The organism is Humidisolicoccus flavus (genome assembly GCF_045689595.1).
GTDB lineage: Bacteria > Actinomycetota > Actinomycetes > Actinomycetales > Microbacteriaceae > Humidisolicoccus > Humidisolicoccus flavus.
Genome location: NZ_CP142724.1, coordinates 307,714 through 330,228, shown reverse-complemented (window position 1 = coordinate 330,228; position 22,515 = coordinate 307,714). Strand labels below are relative to the sequence as shown.

Sequence of the window (22,515 nt, the reverse complement as noted above, 5' to 3'; positions counted from 1 at the left end):
TAGAACTCTTATGAATCTGAACGATCTGCTCCCCGACGCGACGGCAATGGGCGCTGTCACGCTTCGCACACAGAACCTCGCGCGACTCGAGCAGTGGTACACCGACGGCCCGGGTCTCAGCGTGCTGCACGCCGCGCCGGGAGAGCTGCACCTCGGATCGTCCGTCGAGGGCCAGGCAACCACACTGCTCGTGCTTCGCGAAGCGAACGACCTTCGCCCACCGAACCCCCACGACGCAGGCCTCTTTCACACGGCGATCCTCTACCCCGACGAAGCCGCGCTTGCGGCCGCAATCATTCGCATGAGCCGATCAGCGAACGCGAACTACGTCGGCTCTGCCGACCACGACGTCAGCCGCGCCTTCTACTTTGCCGACCCCGACGGCAACGGCGTCGAGCTCTACGCGGATCGCCCGAGATCCGAATGGACCTGGAACTCGAGCGGTGGAGTCGTCATGGGGAGCGCATATCTCGATCCAAACCAGTTCGTGCACAGATTCGCAAATGAAGACGCCCCCTCGACCGCCTTGACGACGGTCGGCCACGTCCACCTGCAGGTCGGTGATATCTCGAGCGCCAGAGAGTTCTACGTCGACACCCTTGGATTCGCCGAGACCGCGACCTACGGCGGGAAAGCGCTTTTCGTCTCAGCGGGCGGATATCACCACCACATGGCCATGAACGTCTGGAACTCAGCGGGAGCAGGTCGTCGCGCGGAAACGCTCGGTCTCGGCGTGGTTGACATCGTGCTGCCCGATCACGATGCGATCGGCGCCGCAGTCGAGCGATTCTCGAGCAGAGGCGTCGCGGCCGAGCACGATGGGAACCGAGTGTCGCTTCGCGACCCTTGGAACAACCTCATCCGCTTGAGCACCGAGCACAAGTAGCGAACCGCTCGCCTCCGACACTCGAACTCGAACGAAAAAGACCCGGCACAATGCCGGGTCTTTTTCAAGGTTCTGGGGTGAACAGCGAGCTACTCGCCCTGTTCTGGGATCTCAAGCGGGATCACGGGGCAATCGCGCCACAAACGCTCGAGTTGGTAATACGCGCGCTCTTCCTCGTGGAACACGTGGACGACGAAGTCACTGAAGTCGAGCAGCACCCACCGTCCGTCAGCACGACCTTCACGGCGCACCGGCTTCGCACCGAGCGGAATGAGCTCGTCTTCGATTTCACGAGCGATCGCCGACACCTGACGCTCATTACGACCGGTCGCGATCAGGAAGATGTCCGTGAGCGGCAGCGGTTCGGAAACGTCGAGTGCGACGAGATCGGTTGCAAGCGCCTTGTCTGCGGCAACCGCAGCTGCCTGAACGAACTGAATTGATGAAGCTGAAGCGGTCAAAGTGTTAGAACCATCCAAAGTTCAAGGCGGCAATCAAGGCAGCGACGACGCCACCGATAACGACGACTGCGCCGATACCGATCGCAACCGGTGCGGCCCTGCTGACGCGCTTTTGCGGTGCAATCTGAACTCGTGCGTTTGCGTACGAGGAAACTGCCTTGCTCGCCCGAACCGGCTGAGCATCAGGGTTTTGTACTTCATGTCCGTCGACGCTCGAGTCGAGATCTGCGCCATCCATGCCGCGGCTTCCGCGGCCCGAACTTGCAAAACCGTCGGGCAGATCAATGCTGCCCGTGATGATCATGCCATCGGCGGTTTCGATCTCCACCTTGTCCTGGGCGCCCGTCGAGGGCAACACGAGCGAGGACGCAGTGATTGCCGAGGTGCCCGCGCCGACGTTGGTCGTGTGGCTCTCGCTCGCGCCCCGGAGATCCGAGACATGGTGCTCGCTCGTGTCTTCGACAACGCTGATGAACACCGGTGGAACACGAACGCTCTGGGTACGCAACGGACCTGCGACTGCTGCGTCGTCTTCACGATCGGCCACGGCGCGCTCGGTGAGATCCGCCGGGGTCGACTCAGCGATCCGATGTGCGGAGACGGGCTTCGCGACGTCGTTCGGAGTGAGGTCGTCGATCTCGACCGCATCGACCTCGTGGTCGTCGACCGTGTCGAGATCCTGGATGTCATCGAGCTCGACGCCACCGTTTGCACGTGACGGACCCGGGACGACAGGTTTCTGATCGCGCGACTCTGGCGCCGGCACGCTCGCAGCAGGCGGCGCCTTCGCAACCAGCGGTGCGTCAGGAAGATCTGCGACCTCGAACTGGGCTTCTTCCTGCTGTACGGCAGGAGCAGCCTCGTCGGCGATCACAGCGTCTGCGTCAGAGGCTGTGCCCTCGGTGCGATCAGCATTCTTCCGGTTGCGCTTGAACAGGCGTCCGCCGCGCTTCCGAGCGGGAGCAGACTCATCGATCTGCTCTGCGTTAACAGCGGTTTCTGCATCCTCGCCAGAGGCCAATGAGGCCAGCGCCTCAGCTGGGTCGTCATTGGTTTCAACAGCGGCATCGCTGTCGGCAGGAGCTTCTTCGTCCGACGTGCTCGGCGATGTCGCGGTTGCGCCCGGAGTCGACACAGCGATCGACGGCGCACTCGCAACATTCGACGACTCGTCTGAGTCGGGAGTTTCGGGCGCAGCATCGACCTGTTCGGTGCTCGCGGTCAGCCCTTGAGCTTCTCGCTGCAACCGCTCTTCCCGCTCGCGGCGTTCGCGCCGAGTGAGCGGCGGGCCGTTGTAGGAATCAGTCATGAATCGATTCTCCGGTACAACTGGTGTTTCGAGATGTATTGAACCACCCCATCTGGCACCAGATACCAGACGGGATAGCCAGCACGAACTCTCGCTCGACAGTCTGTCGAGGAGATAGAGAGTGCTGGGACCTCAAGAAAGGATACGCGGTCTTTCGGGAAACCCGAAACACGGAGGGCATGGCCCGGACGCGTCACAGCAATGAATTGCGCCATATCCCACAGGCGATCGACGTTCTTCCATTCCAGAATCTGCGCGAATGCATCAGCTCCCGTGATGAAGAACAGCTCGTCGTGTGGGTACAACGCTTGGACGTCTCGAAGGGTGTCGATCGTGTAGGTGACGCCCGTGCGCTCGATGTCGACTCGACTGACCATGAATCGAGGGTTCGAAGCGGTCGCGATGACCGTCATCAGGTATCGATCTTCGCCACGCGTCACATCACTCTTCATCCACGGATTCCCCGTGGGGACGAAAACGACCTCGTCGAGCGCGAAATGCTGCGCAACCTCACTCGCCGCGACGAGGTGGCCGTGGTGAATGGGATCGAACGTCCCGCCCATGACGCCGATACGGCGCCGGGTCGGCTCAGACACTGGCTAGTGGTGTCCGGAAGTGTTTCGGGTTGAGTTCTCGAACTTGTGGCTGTGGCGGTTGGCTACGTTGCGGTAGCTCCAGGTCACAGCACCAATCGTTGCGAAGAACAGGGCGCCGATCGCGCCAACAAAATACGGGGTCGCACCGATCTCGTGGTGGCCCGCTTCCTCAAGGGCAAGAGTCAGAAATTCCATGGTCACTCCAAATCGTCAGTTCATTCTACCGGCTGCGCACCGCGCCGAACGTCAGGCTCAAGCCCGAACTTGACCGGTTCCTCGAACGAGCCACTTCGAACTCGTCATTTCCGGGAGCGCCATCGGACCGCGCGCGTGCATCTTCTGCGTCGAGATCCCTACCTCCGCGCCGAATCCGAATTCGCCGCCATCGGTGAACCGCGTGGATGAGTTGACCATCACGACCGCAGAATCGACCTCCGCGAGGAATCGCTCCGCGTTCCGCTCATCGGTCGTGAGGATCAGGTCGGTGTGGTGAGTGCCGTACGTATCGATGTGTGCGATGGCTGCGTCGAGGTCGTCGACGACACCGATTGCGATGTCCATCGACAAGTGCTCGGTCGCCCATCCGGTTTCCCGAAGCGGTTCCGCGCCTTCCACGAGCGAGGCGTCTTCGACGTGGATCGTCACCTCTGCCGCCTGAAGTGCACTCGCGATCACCGGCACCGCGGTTGCCGCGATGCTGCTGTGCACGAGAACCGTTTCGAGCGAATTGCACACGCTCGTCCGCTGCGTCTTCGCATTCAAGATGATCGGTATCGCAGCTTCGAGGTCGGCGCTCTCGTCGACGAAGCAGTGCACAATTCCGGCACCCGTCTCGATGACAGGAACCGTTGATTCCTCGACAACCGTTGCGATCAGGGAAGCGCTCCCCCGCGGCACGAGCAGATCGACGAGCCCACGGGCGCGCATCAGATCACGAGCACCCTCGCGACCGAAGGAATCAATGGTCTGCACCGCCGCAGCCGGCAGCCCCTCGCTCTCCAGCGCGTCTTGCATGATCTGGACGAGCACCGCGTTCGAGCGCTCCGCTGCGCTGCCACCGCGAAGGACGGCGACATTGCCACTTCCGAGCGCAATGCATGCAAGATCGACCGTGACGTTCGGCCGAGCCTCGTAGATCACTCCGATGACACCGAACGGCACACGGACCTGCTCGAGTTCGAGCCCATTGTCGAGTGTGAATGACTGGAGCACAGCCCCAATCGGATCAGGAAGATCGGCAAGCGCTTCCGCCGCGACTGCAAGCGACTCGATGCGCGCCTCGTCGAGGAGCAGACGGTCGACCAGCCCCTCAGCGAGGTCGTTCGCACGGCCACGCTCGAGGTCCTCGCGGTTTGCAGCGATGATGTCGGCAGCACCAGCCCGAAGCGCTGCGCCGATCGCTTTCATCGCAGCCCGTCGCTGCGCAGTCGGCGCGATCGCGACCTGCTTCGATGCTCGACGAGATTCTTCAAGGAGCGCAACGAAAGCGTCATTCATATGTCGATGCTAGCGCGACATCCGTGCCATGACGCGGGGTTTCGCGTGCCGTGATTGCAGAGTGCTACTGCACGTGCGCGAGCGCACTCGCTGCGAACAAGGTTCCGACGTCGTCGCCGTCCATTGCTCGCTCGAACAGCGAGGTCGCCGTCACGATTGCCACGGTCCCGCCGGCTGCGGCGTAGCGCGCAGCGTCGGCCTTTGTCTGCGCCCCACCGGTACCCACGCCACTTTGCGAGGATCCGAACTCGACCCCCTCGAGCGGATCGCCCGAGGCGACGTGCTCGATTCGCGTCGACCCCGGGTGCCCTGGAGGCGCAGTGCACAGTGCATCGATATCGGACAGCAGCACGAGTGCGTCTGCATTGACGAGCCGGGCTACGAGGGATGCGAGCCGGTCATTGTCGCCGAAACGAATCTCACGCGTGGCGACCGTGTCGTTCTCGTTGACGATCGGGAGCACGCCGAGTCCGAGCAGGCGCTCCAAAGCATTGTGCGCATTCCGGCGGTGCTTACTGTTCTCGATGTCGGCAGCGGTCAACAAGATCTGCGCTGAGATCAACTCGTGGCGATCGAGCGAACGCTGATACCGGTTCATCAGGATGTTCTGCCCGACCGCCGCAACTGCCTGTTGCGTCGGCAGGTCATCGGGCGATGAGTCGAGGTTCAGGAACGGCAACCCGGTCGCAATCGCTCCGCTGGACACCAACACGACCTCGCGCCCGCGTTGGCGCAGCTTTGCGATCGTGTCGACGAGTGATTCGATCTGGGGTCGGTTGACTCCAGAGATCGATGAGGATCCGACCTTGACGACGATGCGGCTCGCCCCGACGAGAGCTTCCCGCGAACGTTCAGTCGCCTCGCTCACCATGGGTAACCTCGAATCCTTCGTCGTCCGTCCAAAGCCCTGCGGAGCGCTCCCGCTGCAGTTCGTCGCGTGCCTCTTGCTTCGCGTCCATGCGATCGAGGTACTTCTCGCGACGTTCGCCGCGAGTCCGGCGAGTGACCTGGTCGAGACGCGGGTCCGTGCCACGGTTTCCGACGAGCTCCGCGGTCGAAGTCAGCGTGGGCTCCCAGTCGAAGACGGTCGCGTTGTTCCGGCCGATCACAACGGTCGCGCCTGCAACAGCGCCCGCCTTCAGGAGGGCGTCTTCGATTCCGAGTTTCGCGAGACGATCTGCCAGGTAGCCCACGGCTTCGTCATTCTGGAAGTCGGTCTGCTGCACCCAACGCTCAGGCTTGCGCCCAAGGATGCGGTAGACGGGCCCGTAGGTGCCACCTTCGACCTTGATCGTGAAGCCAGACTCGTCGACAGCCTTCGGGCGAAGCACGATGCGTTCGGCGACCGGTTCGGCGGCGAGCTGCTGTCGTGCCTGCTCGACAAGTTCGGCAAGCGCAAAGGACAATTCGCGAAGGCCAGCGCGGCTCGCGGTTGAGATTTCGAATACGCGGTATCCGCGCGCTTCGAGGTCGCTGCGGACGAATGCAGCAAGTTCGGCTGCCTCGGGCACGTCGATCTTGTTGAGCGCAATCAGCTGAGGGCGCTCGTGCAACGGCGTCTGGCCCTCAGGGACCGGATACGCCTCGAGTTCCCGCAGGATCGTGTCGAGATCGGTTTCCGGATCACGGTTGGGCTCGAGCGTTGCGCAGTCGAGCACGTGCAGGAGTGCACTGCAGCGTTCGACGTGACGAAGGAATTCGAGACCGAGGCCCTTGCCATCGCTCGCGCCTTCGATGAGACCCGGAACGTCAGCGACCGTGAAGCGCGTCTGACCCGCTTCGACGACACCGAGGTTCGGGTGCAGGGTGGTGAACGGGTAGTCGGCGATTTTCGGCTTCGCGGCACTGATCGCAGCGATCAGGCTCGACTTGCCAGCGCTCGGGAATCCGACCAGCGCGATGTCGGCGACCGTCTTGAGTTCGAGGACGACGTCGCCCTCCCAGCCTTCGGTGCCGAGGAGCGCGAATCCGGGCGCCTTGCGCTTCGTGTTCGAGAGCGCAGCGTTACCGAGGCCTCCCTGACCACCCTCTGCGACGAGAACGCGCATTCCTTCGTGATCAAGGTCAACGATGACCTCGCCCTCGGCGGTCGAGACGACCGTTCCGATCGGCACGGGAAGTTCGAGCACGGAACCCTGCGAGCCCGTGCGGTGGTCGCCCATGCCGGGGCCGCCGTTGTCGCTGGAGCGGTGCGGAGCACGGTGGTACCCGAGCAGCGTCGTGACCTGCGAATCGGCGACGAGAACGATGTCTCCGCCGTCTCCACCGTTGCCGCCGTCCGGGCCGGCGAGCGGCTTGAACTTCTCGCGACGAACTGACACACACCCGTGTCCGCCGTGACCGGCGCGCAGATGCAGTGTGACTTGATCGACGAAGGTCGCCATGCTCACCCTTTTCAAACTCGGTTGGCCGAAACTTCGGCCGAAAAACAGTAATGGGCGGGCAATTGCCCGCCCATCAACTGGAAAAAACTGTGGTTGCTATTCAGCCACTGCGACGATGTTGACGACCTTGCGGCCACCCTTCGCGCCGAACTGAACCGCACCTGGAGCCAGTGCGAACAGCGTGTCGTCGCCACCGCGACCAACGCCTGCGCCCGGGTGGAAGTGTGTTCCACGCTGACGGACGAGGATTTCGCCTGCCTTGACTACCTGACCGCCGAAACGCTTCACACCGAGGTGCTGTGCGTTGGAGTCACGACCGTTACGAGTAGAACTCGCGCCCTTCTTATGTGCCATTTCTGACGCCCCCTACTTGATTCCGGTGACCTTGAGGCGCGTGAGCTCCTGACGGTGCCCTTGGCGCTTCTTGTAGCCAGTCTTGTTCTTGAACTTCTGGATGACGATCTTCGGACCGCGGAGGTCTTCAACAACCTCAGCCGTGACCGAAACCTTCGCGAGCTTCGCTGCGTCGTGCGTGACCGTGTCACCGTCGACGAGCAGGAGCGGAGCGAGTTCGACCTTGCCCTTGTCGTCAGCCGCGATGCGGTCGACTACGAGGACCGTGCCAACCTCGACCTTTTCCTGGCGGCCACCGGCGCGCACAACTGCGTAAACCACGTGTATTCCTTACTGTCTTTTTCAAAGATGAAGTCTTTATGGTGACGCGCAAAGAACTGCAGCGTTAAACACCAACACCCAAAGATACAAGATCGAGGGCCGCCGGTCAAACAGCGACGCGCCCGAGGTAGCGTTGGATCCATGGCAATTCTGGTCGATGCACCCCTGTGGCCGAACCACGGAACACTTTGGGCGCACCTTGTGAGCGACACATCACTCGATGAGCTCCACGATTTCGCGAGACTCGCCGGGCTCCCCCGACGTTCGTTCGATCGCGACCACTACGACGTTCCTCAGGAGCGAATCGTTGAACTGCTCGAACTCGGCGCCGAGCAGGTCGACGGCAGAACGCTTGTCAAGCGGTTAACCGCGAGTGGGCTCCGTGTCCGAGCAAAGGATCGCTCAGCACACGAAGCCCACTCCACGGAGCACGGCGGCGCGAACTAGTCGGAGTCGCCGTTCTTCTGATCGTTGTCTGCGTTCGGGTCCACCACGATCGGCTTCGACGCGGCGCCCGTGATGACTCCTGAACTGGCACGACGTGAACGTCGCGCCGACTTCCCTTCTCCGGCCTTCGGTGCGCTGAGCGCATCGAGAGCACCGCCGAGAAGTCCGTCGAGATCTTTCACCGAAGCACCGGAGGTCTGCGGTTCAGCGACCGGAGGCACATCGATGTCGAGAATTCGGACCGGTGCCTGCGCCGCGGGCTCAGCGTTCGCTGCGGCACCGCTCGACTCATGACCGGCTGGCTCGTGGTTGCCGTTGTTCTTGTCGCTCGAGGATGCATCGCGCTGCGCACGTCGGCCACGACCGGAGTCGCCTTCGCGATTCGACTGCTCCTCGTTCGTGTGTTCGCCGTCGTTACTCGATTGGCCATCACGGCTCGCCTGATCACGGCCCCCGCGACCGTTCGATCGACGGTTCTTCCTGCCGCGCTTCGGCGTCTGCTCGGTTGATTCACGAACGTCCTTGTCACTTGCAGCAGCAGAGGTGTCGTTCTGTGTGTTCGAGGGTTCTTCGGACGCGGTCTCGGATGATTCGTCGTCGCGCTTCCCGGAGGTGCTCATGGCGACCTGGGACAGACCCTTTCGAGCGTCCTCGGTGATCGCGTGCGTGCCTTGCTGCTGCTGCTTCTGCGAAGACTGCTGGGCATTGTTGTGGCCGTTGTTGTTGTGGCCGTTGTTGTTGCCCTTGCCTCCGCGACGACGCGAGTTCCCGTCGTTCGCCTGCGTGCGCGCACGAGCCACTGGCTCGTGGAAGACCACGAGGCCGCGACCCGCACAGGTTTCGCACGGCTCGCTGTATGCCTCGAGCAGGCCGAGGCCCAACTTCTTGCGAGTCATCTGGACGAGGCCGAGCGAGGTGACCTCGGCGACCTGGTGCTTCGTGCGGTCACGGCTCAGGCATTCGACGAGACGGCGCAGCACGAGGTCACGGTTCGTCTCGAGCACCATGTCAATGAAGTCGATCACGATGATGCCACCGATATCGCGCAAACGGAGTTGCTTGACGATCTCTTCAGCAGCCTCGAGGTTGTTCTTCGTGACCGTCTCTTCGAGGTTTCCACCCTGACCGACGAAGCGGCCAGTGTTGACGTCGACGACAGTCATCGCCTCGGTGCGGTCGATCACGAGCGAACCACCAGAGGGCAGCCAAACCTTGCGGTCGAGCGCCTTCTCGATCTGCTCGGTGATCCGGAAGGTATCGAAGGGGTCATCGCCTTCGAACTTCTCGACTCGCTCCAGCAGATCAGGTGCGATGGTCTCGAGGTACTCGCTGATCGTGGCGAGCGCTTCGTCGCCGTGAATGACGAGCTTCTGGAAATCTTCGTTGAAGACGTCACGAATGATCTTGACGAGCAGGTCGGGCTCTGCGTGCAAGCGCTGCGGAGCGTTGCCCTTCGCCTGCAGCTCCTGGATTCGTTCCCACTGCTTCGTAAGGCGCTCGACGTCGCGCGTGAGCTGCTCTTCGGTCGCGCCTTCTGCTGCGGTTCGGACGATGACGCCGAAGCTTCCAGGAAGCACCTGCTTGAGGATCTTCTTGAGACGAGCGCGCTCAGTGTCGGGAAGCTTGCGCGAGATACCGCTCATAGAGCCACCGGGCACAGAAACCAGGTAGCGACCCGGCAGCGAGATCTGACTCGTCAACCGGGCACCCTTGTGCCCGACCGGGTCTTTCGTGACCTGCACGAGCACCGTGTCACCGGGCTTCAACGCGAGTTCGATGCGGCGGGGCTGGTTCGTGTTCTCGACGGCATCCCAATCGACTTCACCGGAATACAGGACTGCGTTTCGGCCGCGGCCGATGTCGACGAACGCCGCTTCCATGCTCGGAAGCACGTTCTGCACTCGACCGAGGTAGACGTTCCCGATGAGACTGGATTCCTGGGACTTTGCGACGTAGTGCTCCACGAGCACGCCGTCTTCGAGCACACCGAGCTGCACGCGGTCATGCTTCGAGCGCACGACCATGGTGCGATCGACGCTCTCGCGACGCGCAAGGAACTCGCTCTCGGTGACGACGCTGCGTCGGCGCCCTGCGTCACGGCCATCGCGGCGGCGCTGCTTCTTGGCCTCGAGGCGTGTCGAGCCCTTGACCTTCTGCGGCTCAGTGACGACGGGACGGTCGTCTTCGCGAGAACGACGCTCGCGCGAACGTCGACGAGTCGTTGATCCGCCCTCGTCGTCGGGATCAGAAGCAGGCTGCTCCGCACGACGTGGGGGCAACGGAGGCAGCGAGTCGAGGTCGGGCGCCTGGAAGATCAACGCCATCGGCGACACTGGTGCGGGCGTCGACGGTGTCGCCTCGCTCTTGAGGAGTTCAGGCTCGACTGCGGTGGCTGCGCTCGGCAAGCCCTCGACGGGTTCGGAGTTCGTTGCAGCAGGAGCCGACGCTGTGGTGACCGGAGCTGGTGGCTCTGCAGTTGCAGACTCTGCCGTTGCAGACTCTGCAGTTGAGGACTCAGCAGCCGTGGATTCGGTCGACGTGGACTCAGCAGCTGAAGCAGGTTCGGCGTCAGCGACAGGAGCTCCTGCACCGGCCTCGTCGGCATTGTCGGGCGCAGGCGCTGCAGCGTCTGCACTCGAGCCGGCTGACTCGCTCTTGGTTGCTTCAGCGTCGGCACTGGCCTTGGTGGCGCGCTTCCGACCAGCACTCACAACCTTGCGACGCTTTGGCTTCGTCTCTGGCGCGCTCTCGGATTCGGACTGGGTCTCGATTGCACTCGAGGTCTCGAGGGCTTCAGCGCCTTCGTGTTCCTGATCCGTTACGTTCGTGTTCTCGTTGTCATTCACCATCACTGGTGCACTCCCCTGCGACCACGGCAAACCGTGGCCGAAATCTCTGGCCGGGCCCTGCCCGACAAACATCTTTGTGGCGAGCGGTTGCTCGCTCCACGTGTGCTCTCACCACACTCTCGAAACTGGCTATTCGACGCCTACGGCGGCCCGGTTGCCCGGAAAACTCAGGTTGGCGATCCCTCACTCGGAGGAATCGTGCTTCCGAACAGCGTATCGCACGCACCGCCTCATAGCGGGAGGTGCCAGAATACGAGCGTCGCACTGTGACATCGCACGCACAAGGAGAACCCGTGAGCACGTCCAAGAATGCTGCCGCCGCGCAGACCACCGATGCATCGAAACTGATTGCTGCGCCGAGATGGCTTGCAGTCCTGCTGATCATCACCGGGCTGCTCGGGCTGCTCGCATCGTTCTCGCTCACTCTGGAAAAGCTGCATCACCTGCAATTCCCAGACGATGAACTCACCTGCTCCATCAACCCGTGGATCCAATGCACGACGAACCTCGATTCCGCGCAGGGCGCGGTGTTCGGCTTCCCGAATCCGATCATCGGCCTCATGACATTCGTCGCGCCGATCGCCGTTGGAGTCCTGACGCTCGCGGGTGCTCGGTTCGCACGGTGGGCCTGGAATGCGTTTATCGCAGGTGTCTTCCTTGCGCTCGTCTTCGCAATGTGGCTCGCGAGCCAGTCCCTGTTCGTGCTCGGCACGCTCTGCCCATGGTGCTTCGTTGTCTGGATGACCATGTTCACGATGTCCGTCCCTGTATTCATGTGGGGCTTCGGTTCTGGCGCGCTCCCGGCGCCTGCAGGCCTTCGCCGATTCGCGAAAAAGTACCTCGCATGGTCCTGGGTTGGCTCACTGCTGCTTGCGGTCATCTTGATCTGCACGGCGATCATTCGTATTCCGCAGCTCGTCACCATGCTGTTCTAGTCAGAACCTTGCTGCGCTCCGGCGCTCGGTGTTCGACGCTCGCGGTCACTGCCGGAGCACGAAACGGGGGTCCCTGCCGAAGCAGAGACCCCCGTATTTCTTTCTGTGCTTAGGCGAACCAGAGCGCGAGCTCGCGCGCCGAGGATTCCTCACTGTCAGAACCGTGGACGAGGTTCTGCTGGACAGCAAGGCCCCAGTCACGGCCGAGGTCACCGCGAATGGTGCCGGGCGCGGCCGTCGTTGGATCGGTGGTGCCGGCGAGCGAACGGAAGCCTTCGATCACCCGGTGACCGCTGAGTCGGATGGCAACACTCGGTCCCTCGAGCATGAATCCGAGGAGCGGCTCGTAGAAAGGCTTGCCTTCGTGCTCCGCATAGTGCTGTTCGAGAATCGAGCGGTCAGGCTGCACGAGTTTGAGGTCAGTGACGACGTAGCCCTTTGCTTCGATTCGAGCGAGGATCTGGCCGGTGAGGCCACGACGAACGCCATCTGGCTTCACCAGTACGAGTGTCTCTTGCATTACAGCTGCTCTCCTTGGGTTTGGTTTCGTGCAGTCAGTTGCCTGCAAAATTCTAAGGCACCGTAGTCGATGAGCGTCCGGCCGACGCTCGGCTCGGACTCGCCGCTGGCCACGGGCCAGCGTCGGCTACTTGCCCATCTGCTCGCGATAGATCTGGTTCGCCTTGATGAAGCAGAACAACCAGATTCCCGCGAAAATAAGGCCAACGACGATCATGAGTGGCTCGAAAATTCCGAGGGCCACAATTGCGACCTGGAGCAGCGCGCTCACGATCCACCCCCAGTTCGTGCCAAGGAACTGCATCATGATCACCAGAGCGAGCACGATCGCGACAACCGCGATCACGGGAGTGAAATCACGAGTCACACCCCAGAGTGCAAGGCCTGCGAAGAACAGCATGCAGATCTCGAGGACGTGGACGATACGGAGCAGCGATTCGAGGAGTCCTCGTTGTTTGCGTGGTCGAGCGTTCATCGTCCCCAGCCCTGCTCTCGTACGATCGTGATGATTTCTCCGGCGAGGACGATCGATCCTGCGACGAGCACAGCACCCTCGTGTTCTTCCGCGTTGTCACGAGCGTATTCGAGCGCAGCTTGAGCGCTGTCCTCGATGGTGACTCGCTCGGCACCGACCTGCGCGACGACCTGCGCCGCAAGCGCGTCGACATCGAGCGCGCGGTCAGAGGCGGTCTGTGTCACCACGATGTCGTCGACGACTGGCGCGAGCGCATCGAGAATTCCGGAGACATCCTTGCCATCCAGCACTCCGAACACGAGCGTGATGTGCGAGAAGTTGAAGAACTCACCGAGCGCTTTCGCAAGCGCACGGGCACCGTGAGGGTTGTGCGCTGCATCGACGAGGATCGGCGGATCGGCTGCGAGCAACTGCAAACGGCCGGGAGACGTCGCTGCGGCGAGCCCTTCGGCGATCACGATGCCGTCAATCGGTACGGATCCACCGCCGAGGAACGATTCGACCGCTGCGACTGCAACGGCAGCGTTCTCGGCCTGGTGCGCTCCAAGGAGCGGCACGAACAACTCGGAGTACTCCGCCGCGAGCCCGGCGATCGTGACCATCTGGCCACCGACTGCAACTGCTCGCGAAGGAACACTGAAGTCGGTGCCCGCGACCTTCACGGTCGCATCGACCGCAGCGGCCTTCGCGGTGATCTCTGCGAGTGCATCCTCGGGCTGTGCTGAGGAAACAACGATCGCGCCGGGTTTGATGATTCCCGATTTCGTTCTCGCGATCTCGCTGATCGTGCGACCGAGTCGCTCGACGTGATCCAGGTCGATCGGTGTGAGAACGGCGACATCGCCATCGGCAACGTTCGTCGAATCCCATTCCCCGCCCATACCGACCTCCAGGACGACGACGTCTGCTGGCGCATCTGCGAAGATCGTAAACGCGAGCACCGTGAAGGCCTCGAAGAAGGTGAGCCGCTGTTCACCGGACTCGGTGAGTTCTTTGTCGACCAGCTCGAGGAACGGCTGGATCTCGGACCAGTTCCGGGCAAAAGCCTCATCGGAGACGGGATCGCCGTCGATGAGGATTCGTTCATTGACCCGCTCGAGATGCGGGCTCGTCATGAGGCCGGTGCGGAGTCCGTGCGCGCGAAGCAGCGACTCGATCATCCGGCTCGTGGAGGTCTTGCCATTCGTTCCCGTGACGTGCACGATCCGGAAGGCCCGCTGCGGATCCCCGAGCAGTTCAGCAGCGCGAGCGGTTGCCGTCAAGCGGGGCTCAGGAGCCTGCTCACCAGCACGCTCCATCAACTGTGCGTACGCGGCTTCCGCAGCCGCGCGTTCTTCGGCCTCATCGAAAACCACGATCTCGTCGCCGTCGTCGCCTCCGCCGAGATCAGGGATCACAGAGATCTCTCCCTCGCTCCCTTTCGACTGGTCGAGGGGCTCGTCCTGCTCGTGCGTCATTCGGATTCCTCCTTCAGGAGCGCAATGGTCAGTGGAGAGTTCTCGCCGACCGAGGTCACGCCTTCGCCCTGCAGTTCTTTCACGACGAGGTGGCTTGCGAGCGTCTCGTCCTGGATGAGTTGCTCGTGCGTCGAAATCGCCGCGATTCCGGCAACATCGGTCGAGAGCACGAGGCTGATGTGATCGCTCACGTCGAGGTCGGCGTCCTTGCGAGCCTGCTGCACTGCACGGATCACGTCACGAGCAAGACCCTCGGCTTCGAGCTCTGGCGTGGTCGCGGTGTCGAGCACGACGAATCCCCCACCCGGCAAGAAGGCGACGGCGCTCTCGGTCGAGGCGGCATCGAGAATGAGTTCGTACTCGGATGGCTCGAGTTGCACACCGCCTGCCACGACGACATCTCCGTCGACCGACCAGTCTCCTTCCTTCGCCGCGCGAATGACCGTCTGCACGCCCTTCCCGAGGCGGGGGCCGGCGGCACGCGCATTCACGGAGAGCTTGCGCGAAATGCCGTAGGTCGCAAGGCTGTCGGGTCCGAGCTCTGCAACCTGCACTGCCTTCACGTTGAGTTCGTCTTGGACGACCTCCGTGAACGCGTCGATCGAGATGCCCGCGGGCACGACGACGCTCAGTTGCTGGAGTGGCAGACGCACGCGGCGCTTGCTGGACTTCCGGAGCGCATTCCCGGCGCTCGCGATCTGACGAATGACGTCCATCTGCGCGGTGAGTGCGAGATCGACCGTGAACTCACTCGCCTCCGGCCAGTCCGCAAGGTGCACGGAACGCTCGCCCGTGAGACCTCGCCAAACCTCTTCGGTCACGAGGGGTGCGAGCGGTGCAGCAAGCCTGCACAGCGTTTCGAGCACGGTGTACAAGGTGTCGAAGGCTTCGCTGCCGGTTCCGTCCTCGGCAACGCCGGTCCAGAAACGATCGCGTGAACGACGGACGTACCAGTTGGTCAAGACCTCGAGGAAATCTCGCAGCGCAATGCTCGCACCGGTCGCGTCGAGCGCCGTGAAACGGTCGCCGACTTCTTCGGTCAAGAGCGCGAGCTTCGACAGGATGTAGCGGTCGAGCACGTTCTCACTCGAAGTGCTTCGTTTCGCGATGTACGGATGCCCGTCGCGCGCGCGGTTCGAGTACAGCGTGAAGAACGAGTACGTCGACCACAAGGGCAGGTGGAACTGGCGAAGCGCTTCGCGGATGCCCTCCTCAGTGACCACGAGATTGCCACCACGCAGGATTGGCGAAGCCATGAGCATCCACCGCACCGCGTCTGCACCATACGAGTCGAACGACTCGTTGACGTCTGGATAGTTTCGTCGCGATTTGGACGCCTTGAACCCGTCATCGCCGAGAACGATGCCGTGGCAGATCACGTTCTTGTAGGCGGGCCGGTCGAACAGCGCGACGCTGAGCACGTGCATGACGTAGAACCAGCCACGAGTCTGACCGATGTATTCGACGATGTAGTCGGCGGGACTGTGCGTATCGAACCAGTCCTGGTTCTCGAACGGGTAGTGCACCTGCGCGAACGGCATCGAGCCGGAGTCGAACCAAACGTCGAGCACGTCTGGGATTCGACGCATCATGCTCTTGCCAGTCGGGTCGTCAGGATTCTGACGCACCAGCTCGTCGATGAACGGGCGGTGCAGGTTGTCCGGTCGCACACCGAAGTCGCGCTCGATCTCATCGAGCGAACCGTACACATCGATCCGCGGGAAATCAGGGTTGTCGCTCTTCCATACCGGGATCGGGCTTCCCCAGTAGCGGTTCCGTGAGATCGACCAGTCGCGAGCACCCTCAAGCCATTTGCCGAACTGGCCCTGCTTCACGTTCTCGGGAACCCAGTTGATGTCAGCGTTGGCACCGATCAAGCGGTCCTTGATCTCGGTGACTCGAACGAACCAGCTGGAGACCGCCTTGTAGATCAGCGGGTTGCGGCAGCGCCAGCAGTGCGGGTACGAGTGCTCGTAGCTCGCTTGACGCAGCACACGGCCCTGATCTTTCAGGAGCTGTGAGAGTGGCTTGTTCGCATCGAACACCTGCATGCCTGCGACCGGCTCGACCACGGAGAGGAATCGGCCGCCATCGTCGACGGAAAGAATTGTGGGGATCCCAGCGGCAGCGCACACCCGTTGGTCATCTTCACCGTAGGCAGGCGCCTGGTGCACGATGCCGGTTCCCTCGCCGGTCGCCACGTAGTCATCGACGAGAATCTGCCAGGCGTTCTGCGTGCCGTACTCCAGCTCGTCTGCGAAGAAATCGAAGAGCCGCTCGTAGTGCACGCCTCCGAGCTCTGCACCGAGAACCGTACGAGTGACTGCTGCGAGCGCCGCCTCACCGTCTGCATAGCCGAGGTCTTTCGCGTACGCAGCAACGGTGTCTTTGGCGAGCAGGTACTCGGAAACACCCGCTGCTGAGCCGTCACCCGCACCTGCCTCGCCGGAAGGAACGATCGCGTATTCGATCGTCGGACCAACCGCGAGCGCCTGGTTCGTCGGGAGGGTCCACGGGGTCGTCGTCCAGGCGAGCGCCTTGACTCCGGTCAGCCCGAGCGCTTCAGCTTTTTCTCCGACGAGCGGGAGCGTGACCGTGAGGGTTTGGTCCTGACGCATCTGGTAGACGTCGTCGTCCATGCGCAGTTCGTGGGTCGAGAGCGGCGTCTCGTCGCGCCAGCAGTACGGCAGCACCCGGTAGCCCTCGTAGGCGAGGCCCTTCTTGTGCAGCTCGGCGAACGCCCAGATGACGCTCTCCATGTAGGTGATATCGAGCGTCTTGTAATCGTTCTCGAAGTCGACCCAGCGCGCCTGGCGGGTGACGTACTCTTCCCACTCACGGGTGTACTCGAGCACGGATTCTTCAGCACGCTGGTTGAAGATGTCGATGCCCATCTCTTCGATCTCGTGCTTCTCGGTGATACCGAGCTGCTTCATGACCTCGAGTTCGGCGGGCAATCCGTGTGTGTCCCAACCGAAGCGGCGGTGCACCTGCTTGCCCTGCATCGTCTGGAACCGAGGGAAGACGTCTTTCGCGTACCCTGTGAGCAGGTGACCGTAATGCGGCAGACCGTTTGCAAAAGGTGGGCCGTCATAGAACACCCACTCGGGCGCGCCCTCTCGGTTCGCGATCGAGGCGCGGAAGGTGTCGTCGTTCTTCCAGTATTCGAGGATCGCTTCCTCGATCTTCGGGAAAGAAGGGCTCGCTGGAACTTGTCCATGCTGTTCGTGTTTCGGGTACACCGTGCTCCTCGATCGCGTTCACACCCGCTGTGTCATTCACATGCGCTGTGTCAACAGTGTTCAGATTCGAGGACGCGTTTCCGCGCGGTACCACCCCGCTTGCGAAGTTTCCTTCGCCGCTCATTCTTTGGCGATGACGGGCCAGCCCCGTTTGGATCTACTCGGCCGAAGCCTTTCTTCCAAATGCTCCCCGGTGATTGCCGGATCAATGCGTGTGTACAAACTATACCGCCCGGTGCCGACGGACACGAGTCCGAAGGCGCCGGGCGGAAGGGTGTGCAGACTCAGTCTTCTGCGGTGAGCGTTGCACTGCCACCGACGAGGTCGACGCGGATGCGCGACTCCGATTTGCTATCGACATCGAGTTGGTTGTCGATGGAGCCCGCCAGCTGCGACAACACCGTGTTGTAGGAGCCCTGGGGAACGATCAAATCGAGCGTGCCGGCCGTCACCGAGGCTGTGATGTCCCGGGGTTGCTCGCCCGAGATTTCGGCATCGACTCGTCCCCCGGAGAGCTCGATTTCTGCAGTGCGGAGGTCGTCGAGGGCAAGTTCGGCGAAGCCACCGTTGACTTCGAGGTTCAGGGCAGAGGCCGCCCCGTCCAAGTCGATCATTCCGCCATCGAGAACCGCCGTGATGTCACCGAACGATCCCGCGATTTCCACGGCGCCACCGGCGTGATTGATCTCGAGGTCGAGCGCGGCATCGCGGAACTCCTCGGGGAGCAGCAGCGTGATGTCGTCGAGCTTGCTTTGGAAACTCCAACTGAACCACGGCTCATCCTGCGCAACGCGGAGCACGCCATTCTCGGTGGTGAGCTTCCACTCGTAACCTGGCGATCCTTCGTTGACGACGTTCAGTGTCGCCACTTCGACATCAGCGAATTCGACATCGATGTTCGCCCCGGACGAGTCCAGCTCGATTGCCGTGACACCGGTCATGTCGGCGTCGAGGCTCGCGCTCCCCCGCTGTGAACTCCAGAAACTCGCCGAAGCGCCGGCGCCGAGTGCGACGACCGCGACCACGGCCCCCACGACGATCAGTGTGCGCGAGAAGCCTTTGCTCGGCGCTTCCTGTGCGATGTTGTTGACGGTCATGAGCTTCTCGTTTCTGGTCGAAGGTTCGTATCGGCATTGAGGTGAGCCAGGACTGCGAGCACCCGGCGGTTCCCTGATTGGTCTTGTTCGAGGTTCAATTTCTGGAAGAGGCTCGAGATGTGCTTCTCGACGCTCCCCGCGGAGACGTGCAACGTTTCGGCAATCGCGGCATTGGATTTTCCTTCTGCCATAAGACCGAGCACGGTGCTCTCTCGTTCACTCAGCACCGAGAGCCTCGTGTCTCGTCGTTTTCTTGCAAGCAATTGCGCAACGACCTCCGGGTCGAGCACTGTTCCACCCGAACCGACCGTCGCGAGGCTCTCCAAGAATTCGGCGACATCGACGACCCGGTCCTTCAAGAGGTACCCGATACCACCACGGCGCTCCGAGATCAGGTCACTCGCGTACCGCTCTTCGACGTACTGCGAGAGCACGAGCACGTTGAGCGACGCGAATCGAGCACGGAGGTCGAGCGCGGCTCGAATCCCCTCATCCGTGAAGGTGGGAGGGAGCCGGACATCGAGCACGGCGAGGTCGATCTCCGCCCCTGCGATCGCGTCGACCAATCCGGTGGTGTCGGGCAGCGCTGCAACGATTTCGTGTCCGGCATCGACGAGCAGCCTGACGAGTCCTTCGCGCAGGAGCACGGAATCTTCGCAGATTACGACGCGCATGGCAGGCTCACCTCGATTGTGGTCGGTCCGCCCGTCGGGCTCGTCAAGGAGAACTCCCCGCCAGCAGAGCTGACACGCTTCGCGATTCCGTCGAGCCCGCCACCTGGGACCATTCGAGCACCGCCCGCGCCATCATCTTCAATTCGTGCCCACAATCGATTGCCGCTGCGCTCACGGATCGTGACGCTGCACTGTCGTGCATTCGAGTGCTTCGCGATGTTCGTCAAGGCTTCTGCGACGACGAAGTACAGCGCCTGCTCGGCTTCCCGAGATCCTGAGCGATTCCACTGGACGTCGAGTTCTACGGGAGCGTGCGATCGTGCAACGAGCGCAGAGAGTGCCGCGTCGAGTCCACGATCATCGAGAACCGCGGGGTGAATGCCACGGGCAATTTGGCGAAGTTCTGTGACCGCTTCCTTCGTGGAGGCGTGGGCCTCATCGATGAGCTTCGAGGCGGCGGCTGGATCAGCATCGATTTTCTGCTTCGCCATCCCGAGCGCCATCCCGACGGCGACCAGTCTCGGCTGCACACCGTCGTGGAGATCGCGTTCGAGTCGAGTGCGCTCGAGTTGCGCACTGCCGGCCGCGTCTTCACGCCGCTGCGTGACGCGGCGGACTTCCTCCTGGAGGCGCTGGCGCTCCGACTGCACGAGCAGCATTCGGCTGATCGCAAAGTGTGCGATGCCAAGGAACCAGATCCCGACGAGCGCTGCGAGCGCCGCGAGAATTCCGAGAATTGCGAGCACCCAGGGCTCCATCAGGATGTCGAACCCGAGAGGCGCCGATACCGAGTTGCCCGACGCGAGCACTCCAAGAGAGAGCCCGATGCCTCCGCCGACGAAGCGTCGGAGTGCTTCGAGAACGACGATTCCGAAGAATCCGGCGATGGCGAAGTTCGCCAGCGCCCGCCAGTTGCGGCTGTTCGCAAACTGCATCACGAGCGTGTGCGGAATCCGGAGCCAATCCCGCCGATCGCTCGTTCTCATCGGGAGCTGTGCAATTTCGAACCCGTAAAGCCCTCGGACGCGAGCGCGCTCGGCCCATGCGATCGCTGGAATCAACACGGCGACCAGGGCCAGGAGCAGCAGCCCCACACCGAAGACGATCGCCGTCGCGACGCCCGTGGTAAACAGCACGGGCAGACTCACGAAGAGCACGGGAGCAATGAGGCCGAGGACGGCGAGATGGGCAAGAGTCGCAAAATTTTGCGCAATGGTCGGTTTCACAAGATTTACGGTACGCGGCGACGACGCGCAATACAGTGCAGACAACCACCCAAACCATGGGGGTTTTCCAGAATGATTGCCGGGGGTAGCGTGGCGGTATGACGGTTCCGCCACTGCTGGCTCTCCTCGACGGCTCTCTCCACGACATCTCGACGCCGCTCCTTCGAGCCGATGACCTCGGTGTTGTGCGCGGTGACGGTGTGTTCGATGCGACTCTCGCGAGCCGAGAGGGAATTCGTGATCTCGACCATCATCTGACGCGCCTCGAGCGCTCGGCATCGATCCTGCATCTCCCGAGGCCAGACCTCGAGGGATTCCGGCGAGCCGTGGACGCGCTCGTTGCAGCGTGGGATTGGGATGCGGCCGCCGAGATCATCGTTCGGATGATCCACACCCGCGGCCAAGAGGGCGGCGGAGCGCCGAGCAGCTACGTGATTGCCAGCGCACTCGCGACCTCGGCGATAGCAGAGCGTGAGTCCGGAGTGACCGTCATCACGCTCGACCGCGGACACGAAGGCTCCGGCGTCCACGATCTGCCCTGGCTGCTGCCTGGCGCCAAGAGCCTCTCGTACGGGATCAACATGGCAGCCAAGCGCTACGCCCAAGCGCAGGGCGCCGATGACGCCCTGTTCGTCTCCCCCGCCGGATCGCTCTTGGAGGGGCCGACTTCGACGCTCCTGCTTGATCTGGACGGGGTTCTGGTCAGCCCGAAGCAAGAGGGAATCCTCGAATCGGTCACACTCCGTCAGTTGATCGACGATGCCGAGAGCGAAGGGCTCGAGGTCGCACTGCGCGATCTCGACCGCGATGCCCTGCGGGAGGCCCGCGGTGGTTGGCTGCTCTCCTCAGGCAGACTCGCTGCCGCGATCCTCTCGATCGACGGCGTTGCAATGCCGAAGTCGCCGCTGCACGATGCGCTCTTTCGTGTGCTGCGGGTTCCGGCTCCGCCGCTCGCTTAGACGGAGCAGCCGAGCTGGGCGAGCTGCGTCTGCCAGATTTCCGACGTCGGGTGCAGAGCCAATGAGTCAGGAGCTCCCGCCCAGACCACAATCTCTCCACACGCTGCATACATTGTGTAGGCAGCGTGGTTTGAGTCCACGCCGATCATGAAGCCTTCGGCGCCAACGAACTCGTCGAAGGAGCCCGCGGCACTCAGTGGCATGAACAGCACGGGCATCGGTGCGTCCATCCCGTCCCACGGGTATTCCGCGACGCATGCTGCGCCAACACTCGACGCATTTTCGACAACTGCCTGCGCCGCTTCGGGTGACTCCATGCGCGCAAGCCCCCACAGACCGAGATAGTCTTCCGTGTTCTCCGGCCCCGCAGTCATCGCCTCAATCACCGGTGTGTTGACGAGAGCCTGCAACTCCGAGTTACAAGTGCCCATGCCACCCGAAGTTGGTTCGAGCGCCCATTCGTAAAAGGGAACTCCAGGAAGCCGATCGCTCGACTGGCCATCGGTGACTGTCGTGTACACGTCATCGGGCCACTCGTTGCCCGTGCCGAAATATAAGAGATCGTTGAGAGCCTGATCATCGAAGACATTGTTCGAGACCGTCGCGCTCGGCTCGGGTTCGACCGAAGGCTCAGGTGTGATCGAAGGCGAAGGCGCAGGTGTCGTCGTTGCAGGCGTTGACGCACTCGACGTCGGAGACGCAGTGCTCTCTGCCGCCTCAGTATCGCCGGGCGTGCACCCGGCGGCGAGGAGGGCGACCACGGTGGAGAGCAGAACGATGCGAAGCGTCTTCGAAGTGGAGTTCATATGGTGATGCTATGAGAGTCT

Annotated in this window: 22 protein-coding genes; 4 read left to right on the top strand and 18 right to left on the bottom strand. The window is 62.4% G+C overall.

Going from position 1 to position 22,515, the window contains the following annotated elements:
* Positions 1–10: 10 nt before the first annotated feature.
* Entirely contained in the window at positions 11–886 is an 876-nt protein-coding gene (locus U2H20_RS01590; protein ID WP_430592773.1) for a VOC family protein, read from the top strand.
* Positions 887–975: 89 nt separating this feature from the next.
* On the opposite strand, the gene rsfS is transcribed toward U2H20_RS01590, so the two are convergent.
* The 9 genes from rsfS to rplU form a co-directional block, all read right to left on the bottom strand.
* Positions 976–1,347: a ribosome silencing factor gene (rsfS, locus tag U2H20_RS01585; RefSeq protein WP_430592772.1), complete on the bottom strand. Its 372-nt coding sequence runs from the start codon at positions 1,345–1,347 to the stop codon at positions 976–978.
* A gap of 4 nt (positions 1,348–1,351) precedes the next feature.
* The gene (locus tag U2H20_RS01580; protein ID WP_430592771.1) at positions 1,352–2,656 is read right to left on the bottom strand and encodes a hypothetical protein; all 1,305 of its coding nucleotides are present in this window, start codon (positions 2,654–2,656) and stop codon (positions 1,352–1,354) included.
* On the bottom strand, positions 2,653–3,252 hold the full coding sequence (gene nadD, locus U2H20_RS01575; protein ID WP_430592770.1) for a nicotinate-nucleotide adenylyltransferase: 600 nt from the start codon (positions 3,250–3,252) through the stop codon (positions 2,653–2,655). The genes U2H20_RS01580 and nadD overlap by 4 nt, the downstream gene beginning before the upstream one ends.
* 3 nt (positions 3,253–3,255) lie before the next feature.
* Positions 3,256–3,447 carry a hypothetical protein gene (locus tag U2H20_RS01570; protein WP_430592769.1) on the bottom strand — a complete coding sequence of 64 codons (192 nt, stop codon included), beginning with the start codon at positions 3,445–3,447 and terminating at the stop codon, positions 3,256–3,258.
* A gap of 57 nt (positions 3,448–3,504) precedes the next feature.
* Positions 3,505–4,749, bottom strand: coding sequence for a glutamate-5-semialdehyde dehydrogenase (locus U2H20_RS01565; protein ID WP_430592768.1), 1,245 nt, complete (start codon positions 4,747–4,749; stop codon positions 3,505–3,507).
* Between the two features lie 64 nt (positions 4,750–4,813).
* The gene (gene proB, locus U2H20_RS01560; RefSeq protein ID WP_430592767.1) at positions 4,814–5,620 is read right to left on the bottom strand and encodes a glutamate 5-kinase; all 807 of its coding nucleotides are present in this window, start codon (positions 5,618–5,620) and stop codon (positions 4,814–4,816) included.
* Positions 5,601–7,133 carry a GTPase ObgE gene (obgE, locus tag U2H20_RS01555; RefSeq protein WP_430592766.1) on the bottom strand — a complete coding sequence of 511 codons (1,533 nt, stop codon included), beginning with the start codon at positions 7,131–7,133 and terminating at the stop codon, positions 5,601–5,603. The genes proB and obgE overlap by 20 nt, the downstream gene beginning before the upstream one ends.
* Before the next feature lie 96 nt (positions 7,134–7,229).
* The gene (gene rpmA, locus U2H20_RS01550; RefSeq protein WP_430592765.1) at positions 7,230–7,487 is read right to left on the bottom strand and encodes a 50S ribosomal protein L27; all 258 of its coding nucleotides are present in this window, start codon (positions 7,485–7,487) and stop codon (positions 7,230–7,232) included.
* 12 nt (positions 7,488–7,499) lie between these two features.
* Positions 7,500–7,808, bottom strand: a complete 309-nt coding sequence (gene rplU / locus U2H20_RS01545) for a 50S ribosomal protein L21 (RefSeq protein WP_430592764.1) — start codon at positions 7,806–7,808, stop codon at positions 7,500–7,502.
* Between the two features lie 141 nt (positions 7,809–7,949).
* Between rplU and U2H20_RS01540 the strand changes: the two genes are divergently transcribed.
* Positions 7,950–8,255 (top strand): DUF4031 domain-containing protein, encoded by a 306-nt coding sequence (locus U2H20_RS01540; RefSeq protein WP_430592763.1) that lies wholly within the window; start codon positions 7,950–7,952, stop codon positions 8,253–8,255.
* Here the strand turns inward: U2H20_RS01540 and U2H20_RS01535 are convergent.
* Positions 8,252–11,104, bottom strand: a complete 2,853-nt coding sequence (locus tag U2H20_RS01535) for an Rne/Rng family ribonuclease (protein ID WP_430593564.1) — start codon at positions 11,102–11,104, stop codon at positions 8,252–8,254. The two genes, U2H20_RS01540 and U2H20_RS01535, sit on opposite strands and share 4 nt — an antisense overlap.
* A gap of 293 nt (positions 11,105–11,397) precedes the next feature.
* On the opposite strand from U2H20_RS01535, the gene U2H20_RS01530 reads away from it, so the two are divergent.
* Positions 11,398–12,039, top strand: a complete 642-nt coding sequence (locus tag U2H20_RS01530; protein ID WP_430592762.1) for a vitamin K epoxide reductase family protein — start codon at positions 11,398–11,400, stop codon at positions 12,037–12,039.
* Between the two features lie 109 nt (positions 12,040–12,148).
* Here the strand turns inward: U2H20_RS01530 and ndk are convergent, their stop codons facing one another.
* The 7 genes from ndk to U2H20_RS01495 form a co-directional block, all read right to left on the bottom strand.
* Positions 12,149–12,559 (bottom strand): nucleoside-diphosphate kinase, encoded by a 411-nt coding sequence (gene ndk / locus U2H20_RS01525; RefSeq protein WP_430592761.1) that lies wholly within the window; start codon positions 12,557–12,559, stop codon positions 12,149–12,151.
* Positions 12,560–12,685: 126 nt separating this feature from the next.
* Positions 12,686–13,033 (bottom strand): DUF4233 domain-containing protein, encoded by a 348-nt coding sequence (locus U2H20_RS01520; RefSeq protein WP_430592760.1) that lies wholly within the window; start codon positions 13,031–13,033, stop codon positions 12,686–12,688.
* Positions 13,030–14,331 (bottom strand): bifunctional folylpolyglutamate synthase/dihydrofolate synthase, encoded by a 1,302-nt coding sequence (locus U2H20_RS01515; RefSeq protein WP_430593563.1) that lies wholly within the window; start codon positions 14,329–14,331, stop codon positions 13,030–13,032. Before U2H20_RS01515 ends, U2H20_RS01520 begins: the two co-directional genes overlap by 4 nt.
* A 155-nt stretch (positions 14,332–14,486) precedes the next feature.
* Positions 14,487–17,732: an isoleucine--tRNA ligase gene (gene ileS / locus U2H20_RS01510; RefSeq protein WP_430592759.1), complete on the bottom strand. Its 3,246-nt coding sequence runs from the start codon at positions 17,730–17,732 to the stop codon at positions 14,487–14,489.
* Positions 17,733–18,016: 284 nt separating this feature from the next.
* The gene (locus U2H20_RS01505) at positions 18,017–18,829 is read right to left on the bottom strand and encodes a DUF4097 family beta strand repeat-containing protein (protein ID WP_430592758.1); all 813 of its coding nucleotides are present in this window, start codon (positions 18,827–18,829) and stop codon (positions 18,017–18,019) included.
* Positions 18,826–19,503, bottom strand: coding sequence for a LuxR C-terminal-related transcriptional regulator (locus U2H20_RS01500; RefSeq protein ID WP_430592757.1), 678 nt, complete (start codon positions 19,501–19,503; stop codon positions 18,826–18,828). The genes U2H20_RS01505 and U2H20_RS01500 overlap by 4 nt, the downstream gene beginning before the upstream one ends.
* Complete coding sequence (locus U2H20_RS01495; RefSeq protein WP_430592756.1) at positions 19,491–20,729, bottom strand: sensor histidine kinase; 1,239 nt, start codon at positions 20,727–20,729, stop codon at positions 19,491–19,493. Before U2H20_RS01495 ends, U2H20_RS01500 begins: the two co-directional genes overlap by 13 nt.
* A gap of 98 nt (positions 20,730–20,827) precedes the next feature.
* On the opposite strand from U2H20_RS01495, the gene U2H20_RS01490 reads away from it, so the two are divergent.
* Positions 20,828–21,688: an aminotransferase class IV gene (locus U2H20_RS01490; RefSeq protein WP_430592755.1), complete on the top strand. Its 861-nt coding sequence runs from the start codon at positions 20,828–20,830 to the stop codon at positions 21,686–21,688.
* On the opposite strand, the gene U2H20_RS01485 is transcribed toward U2H20_RS01490, so the two are convergent.
* Positions 21,685–22,494, bottom strand: a complete 810-nt coding sequence (locus U2H20_RS01485; RefSeq protein ID WP_430592754.1) for a hypothetical protein — start codon at positions 22,492–22,494, stop codon at positions 21,685–21,687. The genes U2H20_RS01490 and U2H20_RS01485 overlap by 4 nt on opposite strands.
* Positions 22,495–22,515: the final 21 nt, after the last annotated feature.

Coding starts and splice junctions, on each gene's coding strand:
- U2H20_RS01590 (WP_430592773.1), top strand. CDS start 11: ATGAATCTGAACGATCTGCTCCCCGACGCGACGGCAATGGGCGCTGTC.
- U2H20_RS01500 (WP_430592757.1), bottom strand. CDS start 19,503: ATGCGCGTCGTAATCTGCGAAGATTCCGTGCTCCTGCGCGAAGGACTC.
- U2H20_RS01580 (WP_430592771.1), bottom strand. CDS start 2,656: ATGACTGATTCCTACAACGGCCCGCCGCTCACTCGGCGCGAACGCCGC.
- obgE (WP_430592766.1), bottom strand. CDS start 7,133: ATGGCGACCTTCGTCGATCAAGTCACACTGCATCTGCGCGCCGGTCAC.
- U2H20_RS01485 (WP_430592754.1), bottom strand. CDS start 22,494: ATGAACTCCACTTCGAAGACGCTTCGCATCGTTCTGCTCTCCACCGTG.
- proB (WP_430592767.1), bottom strand. CDS start 5,620: ATGGTGAGCGAGGCGACTGAACGTTCGCGGGAAGCTCTCGTCGGGGCG.
- rpmA (WP_430592765.1), bottom strand. CDS start 7,487: ATGGCACATAAGAAGGGCGCGAGTTCTACTCGTAACGGTCGTGACTCC.
- U2H20_RS01540 (WP_430592763.1), top strand. CDS start 7,950: ATGGCAATTCTGGTCGATGCACCCCTGTGGCCGAACCACGGAACACTT.
- U2H20_RS01505 (WP_430592758.1), bottom strand. CDS start 18,829: ATGACCGTCAACAACATCGCACAGGAAGCGCCGAGCAAAGGCTTCTCG.
- U2H20_RS01535 (WP_430593564.1), bottom strand. CDS start 11,104: ATGGTGAATGACAACGAGAACACGAACGTAACGGATCAGGAACACGAA.
- U2H20_RS01570 (WP_430592769.1), bottom strand. CDS start 3,447: ATGGAATTTCTGACTCTTGCCCTTGAGGAAGCGGGCCACCACGAGATC.
- U2H20_RS01520 (WP_430592760.1), bottom strand. CDS start 13,033: ATGAACGCTCGACCACGCAAACAACGAGGACTCCTCGAATCGCTGCTC.
- U2H20_RS01490 (WP_430592755.1), top strand. CDS start 20,828: ATGACGGTTCCGCCACTGCTGGCTCTCCTCGACGGCTCTCTCCACGAC.
- ndk (WP_430592761.1), bottom strand. CDS start 12,559: ATGCAAGAGACACTCGTACTGGTGAAGCCAGATGGCGTTCGTCGTGGC.
- U2H20_RS01515 (WP_430593563.1), bottom strand. CDS start 14,331: ATGGAGCGTGCTGGTGAGCAGGCTCCTGAGCCCCGCTTGACGGCAACC.
- U2H20_RS01565 (WP_430592768.1), bottom strand. CDS start 4,749: ATGAATGACGCTTTCGTTGCGCTCCTTGAAGAATCTCGTCGAGCATCG.